Annotated in this window: 17 protein-coding genes and 1 pseudogene; 15 read left to right on the top strand and 3 right to left on the bottom strand. The window is 56.4% G+C overall.

Annotated elements, in window-relative coordinates; all coding sequences use genetic code 11:
- Nucleotides 1-14: 14 nt before the first annotated feature.
- The gene (locus tag RWM61_RS03300) at nucleotides 15-191 is read right to left on the bottom strand and encodes a hypothetical protein (RefSeq protein ID WP_313997354.1); all 177 of its coding nucleotides are present in this window, start codon (nucleotides 189-191) and stop codon (nucleotides 15-17) included.
- 328 nt (nucleotides 192-519) lie between these two features.
- Between RWM61_RS03300 and RWM61_RS03295 the strand changes: the two genes are divergently transcribed.
- Entirely contained in the window at nucleotides 520-756 is a 237-nt protein-coding gene (locus tag RWM61_RS03295) for a hypothetical protein (RefSeq protein ID WP_313997352.1), read from the top strand.
- Between the two features lie 240 nt (nucleotides 757-996).
- Here RWM61_RS03295 and RWM61_RS03290 read toward each other — a convergent pair whose 3' ends face one another.
- The gene (locus tag RWM61_RS03290) at nucleotides 997-1,206 is read right to left on the bottom strand and encodes a hypothetical protein (RefSeq protein ID WP_313997350.1); all 210 of its coding nucleotides are present in this window, start codon (nucleotides 1,204-1,206) and stop codon (nucleotides 997-999) included.
- Nucleotides 1,207-1,404: 198 nt separating this feature from the next.
- On the opposite strand from RWM61_RS03290, the gene glgP reads away from it, so the two are divergent.
- On the top strand, nucleotides 1,405-3,570 hold the full coding sequence (gene glgP / locus RWM61_RS03285) for an alpha-glucan family phosphorylase (RefSeq protein WP_313997348.1): 2,166 nt from the start codon (nucleotides 1,405-1,407) through the stop codon (nucleotides 3,568-3,570).
- A 217-nt stretch (nucleotides 3,571-3,787) separates the two neighbouring features.
- Nucleotides 3,788-4,960 carry a DUF418 domain-containing protein gene (locus tag RWM61_RS03280; protein WP_313997346.1) on the top strand — a complete coding sequence of 391 codons (1,173 nt, stop codon included), beginning with the start codon at nucleotides 3,788-3,790 and terminating at the stop codon, nucleotides 4,958-4,960.
- A gap of 74 nt (nucleotides 4,961-5,034) precedes the next feature.
- Here RWM61_RS03280 and RWM61_RS03275 read toward each other — a convergent pair whose 3' ends face one another.
- The gene (locus tag RWM61_RS03275) at nucleotides 5,035-5,184 is read right to left on the bottom strand and encodes a hypothetical protein (RefSeq protein ID WP_313997342.1); all 150 of its coding nucleotides are present in this window, start codon (nucleotides 5,182-5,184) and stop codon (nucleotides 5,035-5,037) included.
- Between the two features lie 190 nt (nucleotides 5,185-5,374).
- Between RWM61_RS03275 and RWM61_RS03270 the strand changes: the two genes are divergently transcribed.
- From RWM61_RS03270 to murI, 12 genes and pseudogenes are all read left to right on the top strand, one after another.
- Nucleotides 5,375-6,268, top strand: coding sequence for a hypothetical protein (locus RWM61_RS03270; RefSeq protein WP_313997340.1), 894 nt, complete (start codon nucleotides 5,375-5,377; stop codon nucleotides 6,266-6,268).
- Nucleotides 6,269-6,365: 97 nt separating this feature from the next.
- Entirely contained in the window at nucleotides 6,366-7,589 is a 1,224-nt protein-coding gene (locus tag RWM61_RS03265; RefSeq protein ID WP_313997338.1) for an MFS transporter, read from the top strand.
- A gap of 345 nt (nucleotides 7,590-7,934) precedes the next feature.
- Nucleotides 7,935-8,630, top strand: a complete 696-nt coding sequence (locus RWM61_RS03260; protein ID WP_313997336.1) for a hypothetical protein — start codon at nucleotides 7,935-7,937, stop codon at nucleotides 8,628-8,630.
- Between the two features lie 123 nt (nucleotides 8,631-8,753).
- The gene (locus RWM61_RS03255) at nucleotides 8,754-8,996 is read left to right on the top strand and encodes a hypothetical protein (RefSeq protein ID WP_313997334.1); all 243 of its coding nucleotides are present in this window, start codon (nucleotides 8,754-8,756) and stop codon (nucleotides 8,994-8,996) included.
- A 97-nt stretch (nucleotides 8,997-9,093) separates the two neighbouring features.
- Entirely contained in the window at nucleotides 9,094-9,288 is a 195-nt protein-coding gene (locus tag RWM61_RS03250) for a hypothetical protein (RefSeq protein ID WP_313997332.1), read from the top strand.
- Nucleotides 9,289-9,636: 348 nt separating this feature from the next.
- A complete protein-coding gene (locus RWM61_RS03245; RefSeq protein WP_313997330.1) occupies nucleotides 9,637-10,674 on the top strand; it encodes a glucosaminidase domain-containing protein in 1,038 nt (345 codons plus the stop codon).
- A gap of 287 nt (nucleotides 10,675-10,961) precedes the next feature.
- On the top strand, nucleotides 10,962-11,642 hold the full coding sequence (locus RWM61_RS03240) for a serine/threonine protein kinase (RefSeq protein WP_313997328.1): 681 nt from the start codon (nucleotides 10,962-10,964) through the stop codon (nucleotides 11,640-11,642).
- A 57-nt stretch (nucleotides 11,643-11,699) separates the two neighbouring features.
- Nucleotides 11,700-11,963 (top strand): annotated as a pseudogene (locus RWM61_RS03235) (M15 family metallopeptidase); the annotation flags it as partial.
- 92 nt (nucleotides 11,964-12,055) lie between these two features.
- Nucleotides 12,056-13,084: an HD domain-containing phosphohydrolase gene (locus RWM61_RS03230; protein ID WP_313997326.1), complete on the top strand. Its 1,029-nt coding sequence runs from the start codon at nucleotides 12,056-12,058 to the stop codon at nucleotides 13,082-13,084.
- 32 nt (nucleotides 13,085-13,116) lie between these two features.
- Entirely contained in the window at nucleotides 13,117-14,439 is a 1,323-nt protein-coding gene (locus tag RWM61_RS03225) for a hemolysin family protein (RefSeq protein WP_313997324.1), read from the top strand.
- A gap of 291 nt (nucleotides 14,440-14,730) precedes the next feature.
- The gene (locus tag RWM61_RS03220) at nucleotides 14,731-17,670 is read left to right on the top strand and encodes a polysaccharide lyase family 8 super-sandwich domain-containing protein (protein ID WP_313997322.1); all 2,940 of its coding nucleotides are present in this window, start codon (nucleotides 14,731-14,733) and stop codon (nucleotides 17,668-17,670) included.
- A 72-nt stretch (nucleotides 17,671-17,742) separates the two neighbouring features.
- The gene (murI, locus tag RWM61_RS03215; RefSeq protein WP_313997320.1) at nucleotides 17,743-18,540 is read left to right on the top strand and encodes a glutamate racemase; all 798 of its coding nucleotides are present in this window, start codon (nucleotides 17,743-17,745) and stop codon (nucleotides 18,538-18,540) included.
- Nucleotides 18,541-18,594 lie beyond the last annotated feature (54 nt).

Below are 18,594 nucleotides of genomic sequence, written 5' to 3'. Positions count from 1 at the left end.
CTCCCTCCTATTCGTTATAGATCGTTGCTTGTGCCGTGTATCCTCGCATAGCCCGGCATTCCTTGTCCGATCCGCTCCAGATCGGGCAATGTTTCTTTAGCGGCGGCAAAGTCCTCCTGAGGCGCAGCGGGCGGCTTCAACAAAGCATAGACGGATATTCCGGCTATTGTTATGATCGCGAATGTCAACACGATTCGTCCCTCCTCGTCTAGCAAATTTGTTTACGGAACAACTGTAATTGATAGATATTGATACTGCATGTATACGTAACCTGCATATCTATTGTTCTAATGGAATAGCCTTGTTATCGAAAAATCCGCGCCTCCTGTTTCACCTGATTATGTTCGATCCTTCTCCCGTTGCTGACGCATGGTAGGAAACGGTACGGATTGACCACAAGTTTGGGCCCAAATGCCTGCTTTCGGCCGGCCGGAATCGGTTAAATACCTCGTAATAAGGCTAATGGTAAACGAAAGGAAAGCCTCGAGTTGCCGGAGATTGTTATGGAGGGATACAGCTATGAGCTATTCGTACTTTCACCATCCCGAGATCATTGACGACGACCTTCTCTCCACACTGAGTCCGGTTGAGAAAATCGTTCTTCACGCACTGACGGATGATGAGCCGCAGCCTGACAGCATCAAAGGAATTGCGGAAAAAACAAGAATGAGCGAATTGCAGACGACAGTTGCGCTCCAGCTGTTGGAGCACAAGAAGCTCATTATGGTAGAACCTAAAGATCCGAATCGAACATAAAGGAGCGCATCGGTTAACGACGGCGCTTTTTTTTGCGCGCGGCCGCTCCCCAACCTGCATGCCGTCGCTTATTCGCCCGCAGCCGACAATGAGATGCATTTTATACACCTTGTTGCTTCGGTATCGTGTTACCGCCACCACGACGTGCAAAATGTACACCTTAAATGGGCATCTTCAACCGAAAACGCCCGTTTCGTTGAAACAAAGTGCAGGTTTTGCACCTCATATCACGGAAACGGGCTATTTACACGAATCAAGGTGCAGGTTTTGCACTTCGCGGCCAAAGACAGTCTCGCAATGGCGGCGGCAGAAGCGCACCAGCAGCGGCGCCGGCATCCTGGCCGGCACCTGCCCCGCTTTGGGTCGGAACGGCCGCCTCTGGAACTCCGGCAGCGCGATCCCGCGGGAGTCGTCCGCTTCGCACGTGAAATCGGCCTCCAGCCGCTCCATCGGCTTCCTGACGAACAGCAGCAGCGCGTTCAGCTCGAAGTTTGCGGTAGAAATTAAAGTCGAAGTGTTCGAATAACGAGGAACCTGCTCCCGCCTCGCGGCGGGAGCAGGTTCTTTCTTTTTTTAAATGGTCACATGCGAAGTGGGCTGACATATGGTATAGAGCAGGACATCCGAATCAAATCAGAGGTGAGTCAGATGACGGCGAGTATCGCTTATTTCTCTGCGGAGTTCGGGATTGACGCATCTATACCGATATACTCAGGCGGACTGGGCGTATTGGCGGGAGATCACATCAAGGCGGCGAACGATCTGGAGCTTCCGCTCTGCGGAGTCGGCATTTTATACCGGAAAGGCTATTTCAAGCAGGTCGTGGGGGAGGACGGCATTCAGCGGCATCTGTATCCGGAGATCGACCGGACCGGATTTCAGGTGGAGCCGGTGTCGGATCATGAGGGGCGGCCGCTGCTCGTCAAGGTTCCGATAGCCAATCGGCTCGTATATCTGAAAGCCTGGCGGCTGCAAGTGGGGAGCATTCCCGTCTATCTGCTGGACGCGGATGTGGAGGCCAATGACGAGCAGGACCGACGCCTGACCGACAATCTGTACGCCTCAGACCGCCATTGCCGGATTTGCCAGGAGATCATTCTCGGCATCGGCGGAGTCCGCCTGCTGCGCAAGCTGGGCCTGAAGCCGGCCGTTTGGCATATGAACGAAGGGCATTCCGCCTTCCTTACGCTGGAAAGAATACGGGAACATTCGGCCCAGGGCTTAAGCTTCGATACCGCGTTGGAAGCGGTTAAGGCGAGCACGGTGTTCACCACGCATACGCCGGTGCCCGCCGGTCACGATCAATTCGATATTCAGATGATGGATCATTATTTGAGAGACTTTTATTGGCAGCTGGGCACGGACCGCGATACGATTCTGGCGCTGGGCCGGGTGGGGGACTGCTTCAATATGACCCGTCTGGCGATGAGAACGGCCGCGATCGTGAACGGGGTCAGCGCGCTTCATGAGGAAGTGACGAAAGCTTTATTTCATCAGTGGATGCCCCATATCCCGAAGCAGGATATACCGGTGACCTCCGTGACGAACGGCGTGCATATCGATACGTGGCTGGCGCCCGAATTGAAGGAGCTGTACAGCCGGTACCTTCCCGCCGATTGGCGCGGGCGGACAGGCGAGCCGGCCGCCTGGTCGGCTGTCCGCAATATCCCGTCAGGCCAACTGTGGGAGCGTCACCAAAAGCTCAAGGAGATTCTTCTCGAGCGGCTGCTGCCCGGTCATGGAGCGTCCGCGAAAGAGACGTTGCTGATCGGATTCGCCAGACGGTTCGCGACGTATAAGCGAGCCCTGCTCATTTTTATGGACCTCGACCGTTTGGACAAAATCGTGAACGATCCCGAGCGGCCGGTCCGCTTCGTGTTTGCCGGAAAAGCGCACCCTGCCGACGGGCCCGGCCAGCAGATGATCCGCCGGCTTGTGGAAATATCGCAAATGGAACGGTTCAAGGGGCGCATCGTGTTCATCGAAAATTATGATATGGGCAGCGCCAAGACGCTTGTCCAAGGCGTCGATGTGTGGCTCAATACGCCCGTTAAACCGATGGAAGCCAGCGGCACCAGCGGCCAGAAGGCGGCATTGAACGGTGTGCTCAACTGCAGCGTGCTCGACGGCTGGTGGAATGAGGGGTATAACGGCCGCAACGGCTGGGCCATACAAGGCGAGACGGAAGGCAGCTTCGACCGGCAGGCCCAAAAGGACGGCGAAGCGTTATACCGGCTGCTAGAAGAGGAGATCGTCCCGCTGTATTACCGCAGGAACGCGCATTCGGTGCCGCTTGACTGGGTGAACCGGATGAAGGAATCGATTTGCACGTTGGCGCCCCGCTTCAACACGCACCGGATGGTTCGGGAATATGTGAACCGCATCTATGCTCCGACTCATGAACGAGGAAACCGCTTTAGCGCGAACGGATTTGAAATTGCGGGGAAAGTGGCGGCTTATAAACGGTTTATTCGGGAGCAATGGCACCATGTGCGGGTTCATTCCATGCATACGCATTCTTCTCAAGGGACGAGGATCGGCTTGACGGAAACGCTGTTTCAGGTCCATGTTTATTTGGGGCCGATCTGGGAGAAGGATGTGCGCGTGGAGGCGGTCGGCTCCGACGGCGACGGCGGCATTTGGAAGGTGAAGCTGAACGCGGTGGCGGAGCTCGGCAAAGGATTGTTCCGATATGAAGGAACCTTCCGCGACCGGAACGACGCGATGCTGCACTCGACCGCCAACGTCCGCGTCGTCCCCGTTAGTACCGATTTCAACAACGATTTTGAGATGGAGCTTTCGACCTGGGGTTAGCGGCAGGGAAGACGCCCGAAGGGGCGCCCGATGCATGACTGTACAATCGAATCGGCGACGAACGGGGCTTGAGCGATCAAGCCCTTTCGTCCGTCCGGCGGACAACGCCGTTGCTTCCTTTCCCGAAAAGTAATATGATACGTGATAATGATTCGGTGTGGCGGAAGGGGAGCGACAGCCGACCTAAAATAGCGATCGAAAATGGGGGAAGCCGCGTATGGCGGAAGGGCAATTTCATCGGACAGAGCGGATCGAGCAGGTGGACATTATCAGGGGATTTGCCGTCATCGGCATCCTTCTGGTCAATGTGCCGGAGATGCTCGGGACGGGCATCGGGTTTGTCACGCAGTTTGCCGGTTCCGACGCTTTGATCCGGCTGCTTTACGATATGTTCGTACAGACGAAATTTTACACGATATTCGCATTCCTGTTCGGGCTCAGCTTCTATTTGTTCATGCAAAGCGCGCAGCGTCGCGGCCTGGGAGCCAGGCGTTTGATGGCCCGCAGGCTGCTGCTCCTGGCCATGGCCGGGCTCGCCCACGGCGTGCTGCTGTGGTACGGGGATATTCTGCTGCCCTATGCGATACTCGGTTTTATGCTGCTGCTCTTCTACAAACGAACCGCGCATACGGCGCTGGTGTGGGGCGTATGCCTGTTAGGCCTGGCCGCCTTCATCATCGTCGGCGCCACTTCACTATCGGTGTGGCTTGCCCCGGAGTCATTGAACGAAACGCTTTTTCAAGCGCTGCCCGACATGAAGGACCGCATCGATTTTCTCGTCAACGTTGCCGCCGTGAACTATCTGGTGCTCGGGCCCGAAATACTGGGATTGTTCCTGCTCGGCTATTATTCGGGCGCAAAGGGATGGTTCGCCGGCGCAGGCCCGTCAGCCGGCATCCTCGCCCGTTTGCAGTGGACCGCTCTGGCGGTGTCGATCCTGCTGTTTATTCCTATGGTGAACGCTTATCTCTCAAATGCGGTCTACAATCCGAACTATGTGTACCACTTTACGTATTTATCCGGGAAAACGATGGCCGTTTTCTATGTTTGCACGCTCATGCGCCTCATACAGTCGCTGGGCGCGCGGCGATTCGGCGGTTTGGCGGCACTCGGACGGCTGGCGTTCACCAATTATTTGACACAAACGCTGATCACGATTTTCTTGGTGTACGTGGTGTGGCGGCAAGCCAATGAGTGGCCGTTGTGGGCGAATCTCGCCTATGCCGTCGTGCTGCTGCTCATCCAAACCGCTTGGAGCACGCTGTGGCTCCGCCGTTTTCGCATGGGACCGTTCGAGTGGATTTGGCGTGCCGGAACCTATCTGCAATGGCCTGCCTTGCGCCGCAATCGGACGGACAATCGGGACGAGGCTGCGAGCCGTTCAAATTGAGTATCGTCGTCGCGTAAAAAAGAAAGGGACTGTTCCGGCGTCGGCAAAAGCGCGACGCGGAACAGTCCCTTTGCTCATTCCGGCGGGGTTTGCAGGTTGGCCTCTCGATTCTCGTCCTCCGCCGGCTCTTTCGCAAAAAAGCTTATGCGCTCGTGAGCCTCCAAATCTTCATAGGCGGTATTGGAATCTCCGTCGGTTTCGACATCAAGCTTGTCATAAGGCATGGAGCAAACCTCCTTTTCTGGTGAATAGCATATCCGGCAGGGCACGCGGCTATCCATAATCGGCGGCAGGGCATGCGGGGAACACAAGCGATTCCGGCTGCTATTCCCGTCATGAGAGAATCTTAATGGGACGACCGCCCTATTGCGCGCTCTTCTATGCGAAGATATGAGAAGAGGTGATGATAACGAAATGGATACGAAACGTTGTTTATTCTGCGATCAAATCGTGCCGATCGAAACGAAGGAGGGCTATGACTGGTACATCGGCTGTTATTGTTCCCCGGTCGGACGTTACGGATTGCGGAGCGACAGTTATGAGACGTACTGCACGCTTCCGCTGGCCTCGAAACGCCGGTTGAATCCGCTGTTCTCCGCCTACATCCGGGAGCTGACCGATTGCGGCGAAACGGTCCGGCTCGCGGCTGAGGACATCGATACGCTCGAGCATTCTTCGCGCATTCCGGCCACGATCGACGAGAAAGCAAACCGGCTTCTGCAATATTTGCACCGCCGCAGCAGCGCGGCTTACGAGCCGGTCGTCATTCATCCGCTTGCCGTCAGCTACAATTTGACCTATTCGATGAATCTGCAGGAATTGATCTACATTATCGAAATGCTGAAGGAACGGGAAATGCTCGAGCGCTCCGGCTCCACCTTCAAGCTGACGAAGACGGGCTGGATGGAAGCGGTGGCGACGGCCGAAGGAAGGCGCGCCAAGTCTTGCCTCATTCTGGTCCCCGATAACGAGGAGAGACGGAACGAATGGGAAGAGCGGATCATACCTTCCATCGCCCAATGCGGCTATGCGGCCCGTATACACTCCGGCAGCCTCTCGCCGGATTCCGTGCCCGACGACTACCGCGATATTGCGGAAAGCAAGCTGTTGATCGCCGATTTGTCCGAGCATGCGCCCGAGGTTTATTTCGCGGCCGGCTATGCGCTGGGCCTGCAAATACCGGTCATCTGGTCGATCAAGCGGGACGAATCCGATGTCATGCGCGTCCGGTCGGAGCTGATCCGGCCGATCGTATGGGATAAGCCGGAAGAACTCGCGGCTTTGCTTCAGCAGCGTTTAAGCGTGTAAAAGAAAAGAAGGGCACCTTTCGCGCCGGTGTTCCCAGCGGCTATGCATGACTTATGCCGCGATGACGGATACTATACGCGGAAAAGGGGTCCTTGGCATGAAAGAAGCGGCAATTGCGGCACATAATCCGGGTCGGCGAAAGCTGATGCTGAGCGCCGGCCTTAGCTGGCTGTTCGACGCGATGGACATCGGCTTGCTCTCGTTCATCGTCGCCGCGCTGGCGGTCGAATGGGATTTGGGGCCTCGGCAGATCGGATTGCTTAATGCGGTTAATTCAATCGGAATGGCCGCCGGCGCTGCGGTTGCCGGCTCGCTGGCGGACCGGTACGGGCGCCGGGCAATATTGCTGTGGACGCTCGTCATTTTCTCGGTCGCAAGCGGATTGTCCGCTTTGGCGACGGGCTTTGCCGTTCTTTGCCTGCTGCGGTTCGTCGCCGGATTCGGCCTTGGCGGAGAACTTCCGGTCGCTTCGACGCTGGTGTCCGAATCGGTGCCGGCGGCGGAGAGGGGACGGGCGGTCGTGCTTCTCGAAAGCTTCTGGGCGGGGGGCTGGATTCTGGCGGCTCTCATCGCCTTTTTCATCATTCCCGAATACGGCTGGCGCATCGCCTTCGCGATCGGGGCTCTTCCGGCTTTCTATGCACTGTATCTCAGACGGGCTATCCATGATTCGCCGCGCTATACGGCGCAGCGTGAACGAAAGCTTCCGTTCGTTCGACGCGTGGCCGCGGTCTGGTCGGGCAGGCTCGCCGGTTCGACCGTTATGTTGTGGATTTTATGGTTCATGGTCGTATTTTCTTATTACGGTATGTTTCTATGGCTGCCTTCGGTCATGCTGCTGAAGGGCTTCGACCTTGTCAAAAGCTTTCAATACGTGCTCATCATGACGTTCGCGCAGCTTCCCGGGTATTTCTCGGCCGCTTATCTGATCGAAAAATTCGGCCGCAAGCTGGTGCTGATCGCTTATTTGCTGCTGACCGCGGTCAGCGCCGCATGGTTCGGCCTCGCCGAATCGGAAGGCTTGCTGATTGCGGCCGGGATCTGCTTATCATTCTTCAATCTCGGCGCTTGGGGCGTCATGTATGCGTATACGCCTGAGCTGTATCCGACGGCCGTTCGTTCGACCGGCGTCGGCCTGGCCGCTTCCTTCGGTCGCCTCGGCGGCGTACTGGGGCCCCTTCTCGTAGGGATGCTTGTTTCCTGGCAGACGCCGGTGACCGCGATCTTTTTCGTCTTTTTTGCGGCCATCGTGATCGGCGCGGCGGCCGTATGGATGCTGGGGAAGGAAACGAAGGGAACCGACCCGGATGCGGCATATTGAAAAAGCTCTTGTTTCCGTTTGAGCGGAACAAGAGCTTTTTCGTTGCGTTAAGCTTATCGCGCAAGGCGCGGATTTGGTGCGAAAACGAGCAACTTCCCCGATCGATCGGCAGTTCGGCGCCGCTCGCGTTATCCGAACGGATGTTCGAACAACCATTCAGGGAAACGTTTTCACCAAAACAAACAACCTTGCTTATTATAAAGCAGCAGGGTTGTTTGTTTTGCGTTCGGCATTGCTTATCGCGGGCGGGATGTTGGTAAAAAGGGAATGAACGCCGGACAGGCGCCCCATACTAACGGATAGCGGCTGAGCCGTTATGAGTCGGACGATAAGGCAGGGATAGGGATGACGAAGGCGGAAGCGGCGATGGGATGGGACATTTATTTGTTAGCCGGCGTCGGATCGACGCCCGGTATTTTCAGCGATTGCAAGAGGGAGCTCGAGCAGCGGTTCGGACAAAGCGGACGACAGCCGGTTATTCGCGAGCTGTTCCCTTACGGCGATCATACGCAGAAGCTTTACCGCCAGCTGCTTGAGGTCCGGGGCGATCTTTCCCGCCTCCGGGGAGCAGGCCAATTCGGCGGCAGAGCGGCCGCCCAGCAGGTTATGCGGCTGTCCGTCGGGAGGCCGGTGCTGTTTATCGGACACAGCGGGGGCGGAGTTGCGGCTTACCGGGCTGCGGCCATGCTGCACCGGGAGGATGTCATCCCGGATTTCCGGGTCATTCAGGTCGGGTCGCCGAGGGTGACGATCCAGCCCGATTATCGCGACAAGGTCAGCTATTATATTGCGGTCGACGAGAAGGGAAAGGTGAAGGATCCGATCACCCGGCTCGGCAGCTGGGGGGGATGGAGCAGGAACCGGCTCGGGCTTTGGTCCTGGAACAAGCTCAAATATGCTCCGGGACACATCGGCACCATTACGGTGCTTGGCGGACATCCGCATTATTTTCGCAACCGGGAGCCATTCGTGCATCCCGAGCTTGGCTCGAACCTGGTACGCACTTTAAATACGATAATGGAACGGGCGCATCTCGAGTAATCATTTTTCATTTTGTAACGGCGGTTACATTTTTGAAGGAACGGGAGTGTTATAATGTGCGCAGCAGATGTAGGCCTATCGACGTATATGTGAGACTTTTTTACCAAAGGTGGCGATTATCCCGTGACGAACGTGTATCAATCCGTCGTTGAATATATAGACAAATACGGCCAGTCGAACAAGGAAATCAGAATTACGTGCGAGCCCGGCAAACGGCCCACAATCGGGGATTTTATCGGGGCATTCAGGCAATGGGGGCTGGAAATGGAGTTGTCCGATCTCACGACCATGACCTTCAAACCGAAGAATCCGATGAGCACGACCGTCATTTCCCTCCGCATTATAAGAACGGTGCAAATAACCTAATCGTACGATGGCGTATGTTTGCCGCGGCGGTTGTGCATCCTTATATCCATACTGGGCAGCGTGAAACAACGGCCGCCTCGGAAAGGACGGATGTACCATGCTGGATTGGATCGCGAGGGTTCATATTCTGTGGCTGCTAGTCGCGCTTTTCGTCTTTCACGGTTTTCTCTATTCGGCACTCGGCACCGATGATTGGCTCGGAGTGGCGCTGACGGCGACGATCGTCGATACGGCCGTAGTGGCGGCGTTGAAGTACTTTGTTGTAGGCAGGGTAAGAGCGCGGGGAAAATAAGGCGGTCAAAATCGAATACACAAGCTGACGGCCGTCCGGCGATCCGGACGGTTTTTTGGCATGCGCATCGCTCGGCGACGACGCTTAAACATGACAGAACTATTATTATGTAAATAACAGCGTTGTCTCAAGTTCGACTTTTCCCGCAAATCGCGGGGCGCCGCTTTCGTACCCGGCGCCCTCGATTTGACAAGTTGCACTTGCCGTTTGACAAATTAACCGCTAAAAGTTACCGACGGTTTGACAAGCTTTTCCTCCGCTTCTATGTACAATCTATGTATCTGCGGCGGCCGCGTCGCGCGGCGGAATGAAACGAGTCCAAAAACTGATCGATAAGAGGTGATTATTTTGCGTAATAATATGAATCGGTCTTTGTTGTTCGTTTACGTTTTGAGCGTGACCTTGATCGTGATCGTGACGGCGGGCATCCTTGCTGAAGCCACGAAAAGCGAGCCGTACACGAAAGAATCCGTCCCACGGTTGTCATCGTTCGCAGGGCAAGCGCAAGCGCTGGACAAGACGGCGCCCCAACCCGCGCAAGCCGCGGCGGTGTTGAAAAAACAAGTTGAGCCTCTTGAGGTAGCCGCCCTGTCGGCCGTTACGGCTGCAAGCAGCGAACAATCCGTCGTCAAAGTACTGAATGCTCAGGCAGACCCGCCGTCGGCCTCCTTCAAGCCGTATGCGGTAACGGCCTTTTATCTTAATGTGCGGTCCCAGGCGAATGCGAACTCCGACATTATCAAGGTGGTCGAGCAAGGCACAATCCTGGAGGTCGCCGGGACTGCCGGCAATGGGTGGCTGAAGCTGGAGGGCGAGGGATATGTTAATGGAGACTATGTGCAGCCGCTAAGCGCAAACGGCAAGGATGCGGCGCGCGTAACCGTATTATCCGCAAGAGCGCCGGCCGCGCCGATAAAAGCGGTGAAACCGAAACCTGCCGTCGTTATACATAAGCTGGGAAAAATCGCAAAGCCGACGTCCACCGTAAAGTCCAAATCGGGACTGACGGAACGGCACATTGCCGAGCTGTTCGCGGGAACCGCGCTTGCCGGGCAGGGCCTGGAGCAAGCGATCCTGGAAATCGAAGGCGAGTACGGCGTCAACGCTTACTTCACTATCGCGGTCATGAAGCTTGAAAGCGGCAACGGCAAGAGCCGATTGGCCCGCAGCAAAAACAACCTGTTCGGATTGATGGCCAGGAACGGACCGCTCTCCTTCGAGACGAAAGAAGACAGCGTCCGAAAGTTCGGACAACTTATATCGAAAAATTACGTCGGAAAAGGGTATTCGACGATTGAGAAGGTAGGCAAGAAATATACGCCTGTCAACCCGAGATGGCCCGCGCTTGTCAAAATGATTATGAAAAGCGATTATCGAAAGCTATAGCTACGTATCGGGCGGCAGCGAACGGCATTACTGGACGCAGATGTTCATCAGGCCGTAAGCGAGCCGCCCGGAAAATGATCCGCTATGGGGATATACGTCTCCATAGCTTTTTTCATTGCGCCGAACCGACCCGCGTTTCGAGTCGAACAGGATATGGGGCGCAAGCCGCGAATATATTAATAAGATGCGTATGACATTCGCTTCGGAGGGATCAAATTTATCGGAAATTTTTGCTATACTATTACATGCATAAGCCATACAGCCGGCTGGAAGGGGGATGTTCAAGTATGAGCTCGCAATGGACCCGGGCCGAAGAGGCGCTGAGTTTGATCCAGGTGACCGGGAGTGAAAAGAATGAACCGGTCCTCATTAACGGCATGACGGATGGCGTCCGCTGCATCGGAGTCGGAACGGATGCGGCGGTATTCACCAGCGACCGCGCGCCGGGCTGCGCTTTCAAGCTATATTCGGATATTGCGCTGGAGAAGAAAGAGATTGAAGGCGGCGTCTACGAGCGGCTTGCCGGTATCCCTTTTTTCCCCCGTTATTACGGAGCCGGCCGCAACTATTTGGTACTGAGCCTTGAGCCCGGCATCACGCTGTACGATTGTCTGCTGCAGGGCATTCCGATTCCGGAGCAGGCCATCCTTGACGTGGAAGAAGCGCGAAAGCTGGTGCGCGCCCGCGGCTTGAACCCGCGCGACATCCATCTGAAGAACGTCATCCTGCAGAACGGACGGGGCAAGGTGCTCGACGTGTCCGAATACGTTCTGGAGGGCAACGATAACCGGTGGGAGCATCTGGTTTGGGCCTACCGTCTTTTTTACCACATGATCGAGGGCAGGAAAATACCGGCCTGGGCCCTTGAAGCGGTCAAGAACGGATACATCAAGCTGGATAAAGCCGATGAACACCTTGACGCCTACGCCCAGCGGATCATCCGGCTTTTCCCCAGATTCATGAAATAATAGCCAACAGGCTTTTGATCCTGGACGCTTACCGTCCGACCAAGGCGGCCGGGACATTCGAGAGGAAGCACGGTCGATTTGACGCTGATCGAGAGCAAAACCGGCAAGCCGGTCGATATGGGCGGCGCGTTTGACTTTTTCGGCCCGATTTCGCATCATGGAACTAAGCTGATTGCGGCGAAGCAAACCGCCAATCGCAATCTGCTCAAGAACGCCATGGCCAAACAAGGCTTCACTCCTTACCGTAAAGAATGGTGGTGGCACTATACGCTCGAGAATGAGCCGTTTCCAGACCGTTACTTTGATTTTGACGTGGAGTGAACATGGCGCCGGGCCGCTTAACGGTATGCTTGCGTTTGCCGATAATGACTATAGGAGCACCACATCCAGAGAGCTGATACGGGAGACGTTGCATGAAATATGTGAGTATAGACAGTGTGGAGCCGGGACAGTTTCTCGGCAAAACGATTTATTCCGGCGGCGGAACGCCGCTTTTGTCCGCCGGCGTACAATTAACGGTATATATGATTAACACGCTTAATCGCATCGGCGTTACGATGCTGTATATCCAGGATGCGGCCTATAACGACGTCGACACGGAGGATATGCTGAGCGACGCCACCAAACAGGCGGTTATGCGCGAGATGAATGACGCTTTCGAGGCGATCCGTTCCGGCAAGGAATGGAGCACCAGAAATATCGGCGTCAGCGTGAGCCGCATCCTTGAGGATGTCATGAGCAATAAAGAGCTGCTCGTCCAATTGACGGATATCCGTACGGCGGATAATGCACAATACGTGCATGCGATGAACGTGTGCCTTATCTCCACGCTCATCGGCATCAACATGGGCATGAATTACATGCAATTGAAGGATTTGTCCATCGGCGCGCTTCTGCACGATGTGGGCAAGACCGGCCAAGCGGCCGTCGAGGAGCCCTCCAAGGACTTGAAACGCCATCATACGTGGCGCGGCTATGAGATCCTGAAGGCCAAGCGCGAATTCAGCCTGTTGACCGCGCATATCGCTTTGCAGCATCACGAACGCATCGACGGCGCAGGGCTTCCGCGCGGGCTGACCGGGGACACGATCCATATGTTCGCCAAGATCGTCGCCGTCGCCAATATGTACGATAACCTGATTAATCCGCTTAACGACAAAGGGTTGCTCCCGCACGACGCCTGCGAGAAACTGATGGCGATGTCCGGCCAGGAGCTCGACCATGAAACGCTTGTCGAATTCACGCGTATCATTTCCGTATATCCGAACGGAACCGCCGTCCGCCTATCGACGAAGGAGACGGGTGTAGTCGTGCGCCAGCACCGCGGCCTTCCGGGGCGGCCGGTCGTCCGCGTCGCAAGAACGAGCGATAACGAGCTTGAGATTACCGAAGTGGACCTGGCGAAGCAAACGACGGTGTTTATTGAAGCGGTCATGGCTTGAATTGATGAAGCTTGATGGAGGGTGATCGTAACTTGTACATAGAACTATTAGTTTTACTCTTACTTATCGTATTAAACGCCTTTTTTGCCGCTTCCGAAATTGCCTTGATTTCGCTTAACGACAACAAAATCAAAACGATGGCCGAGTCGGGCCACAAGAAAGCAAAGCTTCTCTATAACCTGCTCAGCGAGCCGAGCCGTTTTCTGGCGACGATTCAGATCGGCATCACCCTTGCCGGCTTTCTGGCGAGCGCCTTCGCCGGCGACAGGTTTTCCGGCCGTCTGGCGCAATTTCTGATCGATGCCGGCGTTTCGCTGAATGAGGGCATTTTGGAGACGGTCTCGCTGATTTTCATTACCCTGGTCCTTTCCTATTTCACTCTGGTGCTGGGCGAGCTGGTGCCCAAACGGCTGGCGATGCAGAAGGCCGAATCGATCTCCATGTTTGCGGCGTCGCCGCTGACGCTGCTGCTGAAGGCTTCCGCGCCGTTCGTCAAATTGCTGACCCTGTCGACCAATTTGCTTGTCCGTATGTTCGGGGTCGACCCGAATGCCAACAAGGAGCAGGTCACCGAAGAAGAAATCCGGATGATGGTGGATGTCGGCAAAGAAAGCGGCGCCATCCAGGAAACCGAGAAAATGATGATCAACAACATATTCGAGTTCGACAACAAGACGGTATCCGATATTTTTACGCATCGAACGAATGTGGTTTGCATCCCGCACGACCTGCCGCTGCCGGAGCTGGTCAATCTCGTGCAGGTGGAGAAATTCACGCGTCTGCCCGTATATGAAGGGGAAATCGACAATGTGGTCGGCATCCTGCACGTCAAGGATCTGATTCAATACATCGATTCGGGGGCGGCCGAGGCGTTCGATCTGAACGCGATCATGCGCGCGCCGTATTTCGTGCCCGCGTCCAAGCGAACGGACGAATTGCTGAAGGATCTCCAAAAGAACAAGGTCCATTTGGCCGTCGCCATCGACGAGTACGGCGGCATGGCCGGCATCGTCACGATCGAGGATTTGATCGAGGAAATCGTCGGGAACATTTTCGACGAACACGATGAGGAAGAGAAGGAAATCGAGATCCTGGGCGAAAATACGTTCATGATTAACGGCATCGTCAGCTTGCGCGAGGTGAAGGAACTGCTCGACATCGCGCTTCCCGTCGAAGATTACGATACGTTGAGCGGATTTATTATCGGCCAATTGGGAAGAATCCCTTCCGAAGGCGAGCAGCCGGCGATCGAATCGGAAGGGTTCGTGTTCAAGGTGGAGGTTGTGGAGGAGAAACGGATCGGCAAAGTAAAAGTGCTTCGTTTGGCTGGCGACGAGGCAACGGGGGAACGATAGTTCGGCACATGCGGGAAAAGCGGCTGAAAGGGGACTCTTTGCGAGTCCCTTTTACTATAAACCGGCAGGCATGAAATGCAAGGAAACAGGGTTCGATCCGGGATTGACTTACAGCGCGGCGAGCGAAGGGATCACGAGCGGAATCGCTCAACCGCTGCCGGTTTTGCGTTCGCGAAAAATTAAAAAAATTTTGCTGTTTAATGCGCCAACAATAGGGTATGATTCGTCCAAACGCAGTGGGGATGTTAAAATATGCCTCCGCTAACGATGAGGACGAGGTGAGCATTTACGTTGAAAAGATTTCAATATACCGGCAGTCGGGTAAATTATTTAGCCGTTCTGCTGGTTGTGTCGCTGCTTACGATCGGGGCGCCGGGCAAAAGCCATGCCGCTGACGCGGACCAGTTCGACCGAATGCGCGGCATATGGCTGGAGCTTTTGACGGGCGCCGGAAATTACGATCCTAACGATAAGGATATCGCCGCCTATCTGGCCCGTATTGCGAAAGTCGGCCGTCCTGGCGGAACCGGATATTGGGTTACGCTCGACCTGCAGAGCCCGAACGGCTTATGGAATGATCTCGGCAGTTTGTCCAACCCCTCTCCTATTACGCAGCAGTACGCGCGAATCAAACTCCTCGCCCTCGCTTATGCGACGAAAGGTTCCGTTTTATATAAAAATCAGGCGCTCGGCAAAGATATTGCGGCGGCCATGAAATGGATGTACGACAATCGGTACAATGAGCGGTCGGTCAGGTACGGCAATTGGTGGGAATGGGAGATCGGCGCTCCGGCGGAGATCGTGGACATTCTGGTGCTCATGCAAGGCGTATTGCAGCAGGACCTGATCGACCGGTACAGCAAAGCCTTATACGCGATGATACCGGACCCGTCCATCCGCAACAACGGCTGGGGAACGAAGGAAAGCGGCGCCAATCTTGCCGACAAGGCATTGATCGCCGCCCTGCACGGCGCGATCATAAAGAACGGCGACCGCGTTTCGCAGGCCGGCCGGGCACTTCCCGCCCTCTTCGCGCCGACCGCCGCCGGCAACGGCTTTTACGGAGACGGTTCGTATATCGATCACGGCACCGTCCCGTATACGGGAAGCTACGGCGTCGTCCTTATCGACAGCCTGGCCAATCTGATGCTGCTGCTCGACGGCAGCAGCTGGGAAGTAAAGACCTCGCAGGCAGAGGCGATGTACAACCTGTTCCGGCTTTCCTTCGAGCCGCTCATGTATGACGGCGCGATCGCCGACATGGTAAGGGGCAGGGCGATCACCCGGCAAAATTCCGACGCGCTTTCGAGCGGCCGGCAAGCCATGAACGCTTTTCTGCGCATTTCGCACCTGCTGCCCACAGGCCAGGCGGCCGAGATGAAGGGCAGGCTGAAGTATTGGTACGGGAAAAATCCCGTCCTGAAAAATCCGTACTACGGGCTGAATGTCAAGGGCATCCAATTGGTGAAGCAGCTGCTCGGCGATCCGAATATTGCGCCCGCCGGCGACCGGAACAGCCATATGACGTTCTCATCGATGGACCGGGTCATGCACAGCAGGAGGGATTATAAATTCGGCATAAGCATGTATTCGGACCGGATCAGCAATTATGAGACGATGAACGGCGAGAACACCAAAGGCTGGTTCACCGGCAGCGGCATGACCTATTTGATCAACGGCGACGTCAACCAGTTCGTAGACGGCTTCTGGCCGACGGTCGACCCGTACCGGCTGCCGGGCACGACGAGCGACGGGCTTCCCAAGCCATCCGGCAAAGGCGGCGCCAGCTGGGTCGGAGGATCCTCCGTCGCGAGCGCGTACGGAAGCGCGGGCATGCGGTTCCGTTATGAGGGAAGCGGATTGTCCGGCAACAAATCGTGGTTTATGTTCGACGAAGAGGTCGTGGCGATGGGAAGCGGCATCACCGCCGACGTGCCCGGCAGCTATGAGACGATCATAGAGAACCGAAAGCTCTCCGCGGCAGGCAATGAGGCACTTACCGTGAACGGGCAAATCCAGCCTGCCCGCAGCAACTGGAGCGCAAAGCCGTCCGCCGTCCGGTGGGCGCATCTGGCCGGCCCGGACGGCGGCGCGGGCATCGGCTACACGTTCCCCAAGCCCGCGGCGAACGTCTCCTTGCTTCGCGAGGCGCGTACCGGAAGCTGGGCTGCGGTGGGCGCATCCGGATCGAAGCAGGCGCTGACCCGCAACTATATGACCATGTGGTTCGATCATGGTTCGCGGCCGAGGGAAGCCGCCTATGCTTATGTGCTGCTGCCGAACAAGACGTCGGCGGAGACGGCGGCCTATTCGGCGAAGCCGGACGTGCGTATCGTGGCGCAGAACGACGCGGTTCACGCGGTGCAGGAGCTGACGCTCGGCATAACCGCGGCCAACTTCTGGAAGCCGGGTACGGCCGGAACGCTCCGCGCCGAGCAGCCGCTGTCGGCTACGCTGCAGGAACGGAACGGCAAGCTCGAGGTGGGCGTGTCCGATCCGACCCAGAAGCAGCAAAGCGTTACGCTTGTAGTGAACATACCGGGTTATAAGCCGGTTGCATCGGACTCCCGGATCCAGGTGCTGGCAACGTCCCCGGCGCTCAAGCTGAAGGTCGATGTCACGCGATCGGCGGGCCGGGTTTACAAAGCCTATTTCGAGACCGGTTCATCCGTTCCGCCGAATGCCAAGGCGGGAACGCTCGAAGCTCTCGGCTTGTTCAAAGGCACGAATAAGGGCAGGGAGCTGGACAAAACGCTGACCCGCGCGGAAGCGGCGGTTGTCCTCACGCGCATAACGGGCGATTATAATGAGGGCGAGGCCGCTGCTCCGAAGTCCCCGTTCCGGGATGTGAAGGACATCCATTGGGCCTCCGGCCCTATCGCTTACGCGGCAAGCAAAGGGTATCTGAAAGGGGTGTCCCCGTCGGTATTCGCGCCCGCAAGAACGATTACGGGAAGAGAGTTCATAGCCATCATGCTGCGCTCCATCGGTTACCCGGCCGCCCAGCCCGCCAGCGCCGCGCAGCTTGCCGTCGCATCGGGCCTGCTTAGAGAGGATGCGGCGGCTCGTCTCGGCGCTCCGGCGGCGGTCTTCACCCGCGGGGACATGGTGGAAGTTTTACACACGATGCTTCGCATGCGGATTAAAGGAACGGATCGGACCGTTCTGGACCGGCTTGTCGACAAAGGGGCCGTCACCAAGGAGCAGGCGGCCGGGAGCGGTTTGGATTAACAGCGGACAGCACTCTATGATATAATTCTCTTCATCATACTCAACACTCCAAACGTTAGGAATCGATAACCTATGACAATCGGTTTTTTTGATTCGGGGATCGGGGGGCTGTCGGTGCTGGCGGAATCGTTCCGGCGCCTCCCGGCCCAGAATTATTTGTATATGGCGGACACACTCCATGTCCCTTACGGCACCAAATCGGAGGAAGACGTCAAAGCGTTCGTCCTCGAGAGCATTGAAGCGATGATGGGCGAAGGCATCGACGCGCTTGTCGTCGCATGCAACACGGCCACGAGCATCGCCGTGGAGGAGCTGCGGACGCTTTATTCCATTCCGGTGGTCGGGATGGAGCCGGCCGTCAAGCCGGCTGTGGAGATGAACCGGGCCACGGGCAAAAGAGTGCTGGTATTCGCCACGCCCCTAACCCTGCAGCTGCCTAAATATTATGCGCTCGTATCCCGCGTGGACGACCGGGGTATCGTGGATTCGCTGCCGATGCCGGAACTCGTCCGCTACTGTGAAGACCTGCAATTCGACAAACGCATTATGGAAGATTATTTCCGGGCGAAGCTGTCTCCCTTTGATCTGGACGATTACGGCATCGTCGTGCTAGGCTGCACCCATTATCCGTTCTACACGGATACACTTCGCGGCATGCTGCCGCCGCACATCCGCATCGTAGACGGCAACGCGGGAACGGTGAAACGGCTCGCCGCGCTGCTGCACCGTTTCGGGATTGCGGGCGACGCCAAAGGCGGCGGAAACGTCCGGTTCATGTGTTCCGGCGGCGATCCTGCTTATATCGATAAAATGCGGACCGCGCTTGAACTCATTCGGGGTAACGCGATCGAGACGGAGGACGTGCTTTAGCGCATCGCGCGGAGCGGCGCTTGCCGCAAGAGAAACGCTTGGGAAAACAGGAAC

This window comes from uncultured Paenibacillus sp. (assembly GCF_963515335.1).
Lineage (GTDB): Bacteria > Bacillota > Bacilli > Paenibacillales > Paenibacillaceae > Paenibacillus_I.
This window is presented reverse-complemented; position numbering and strand designations above follow the sequence as displayed.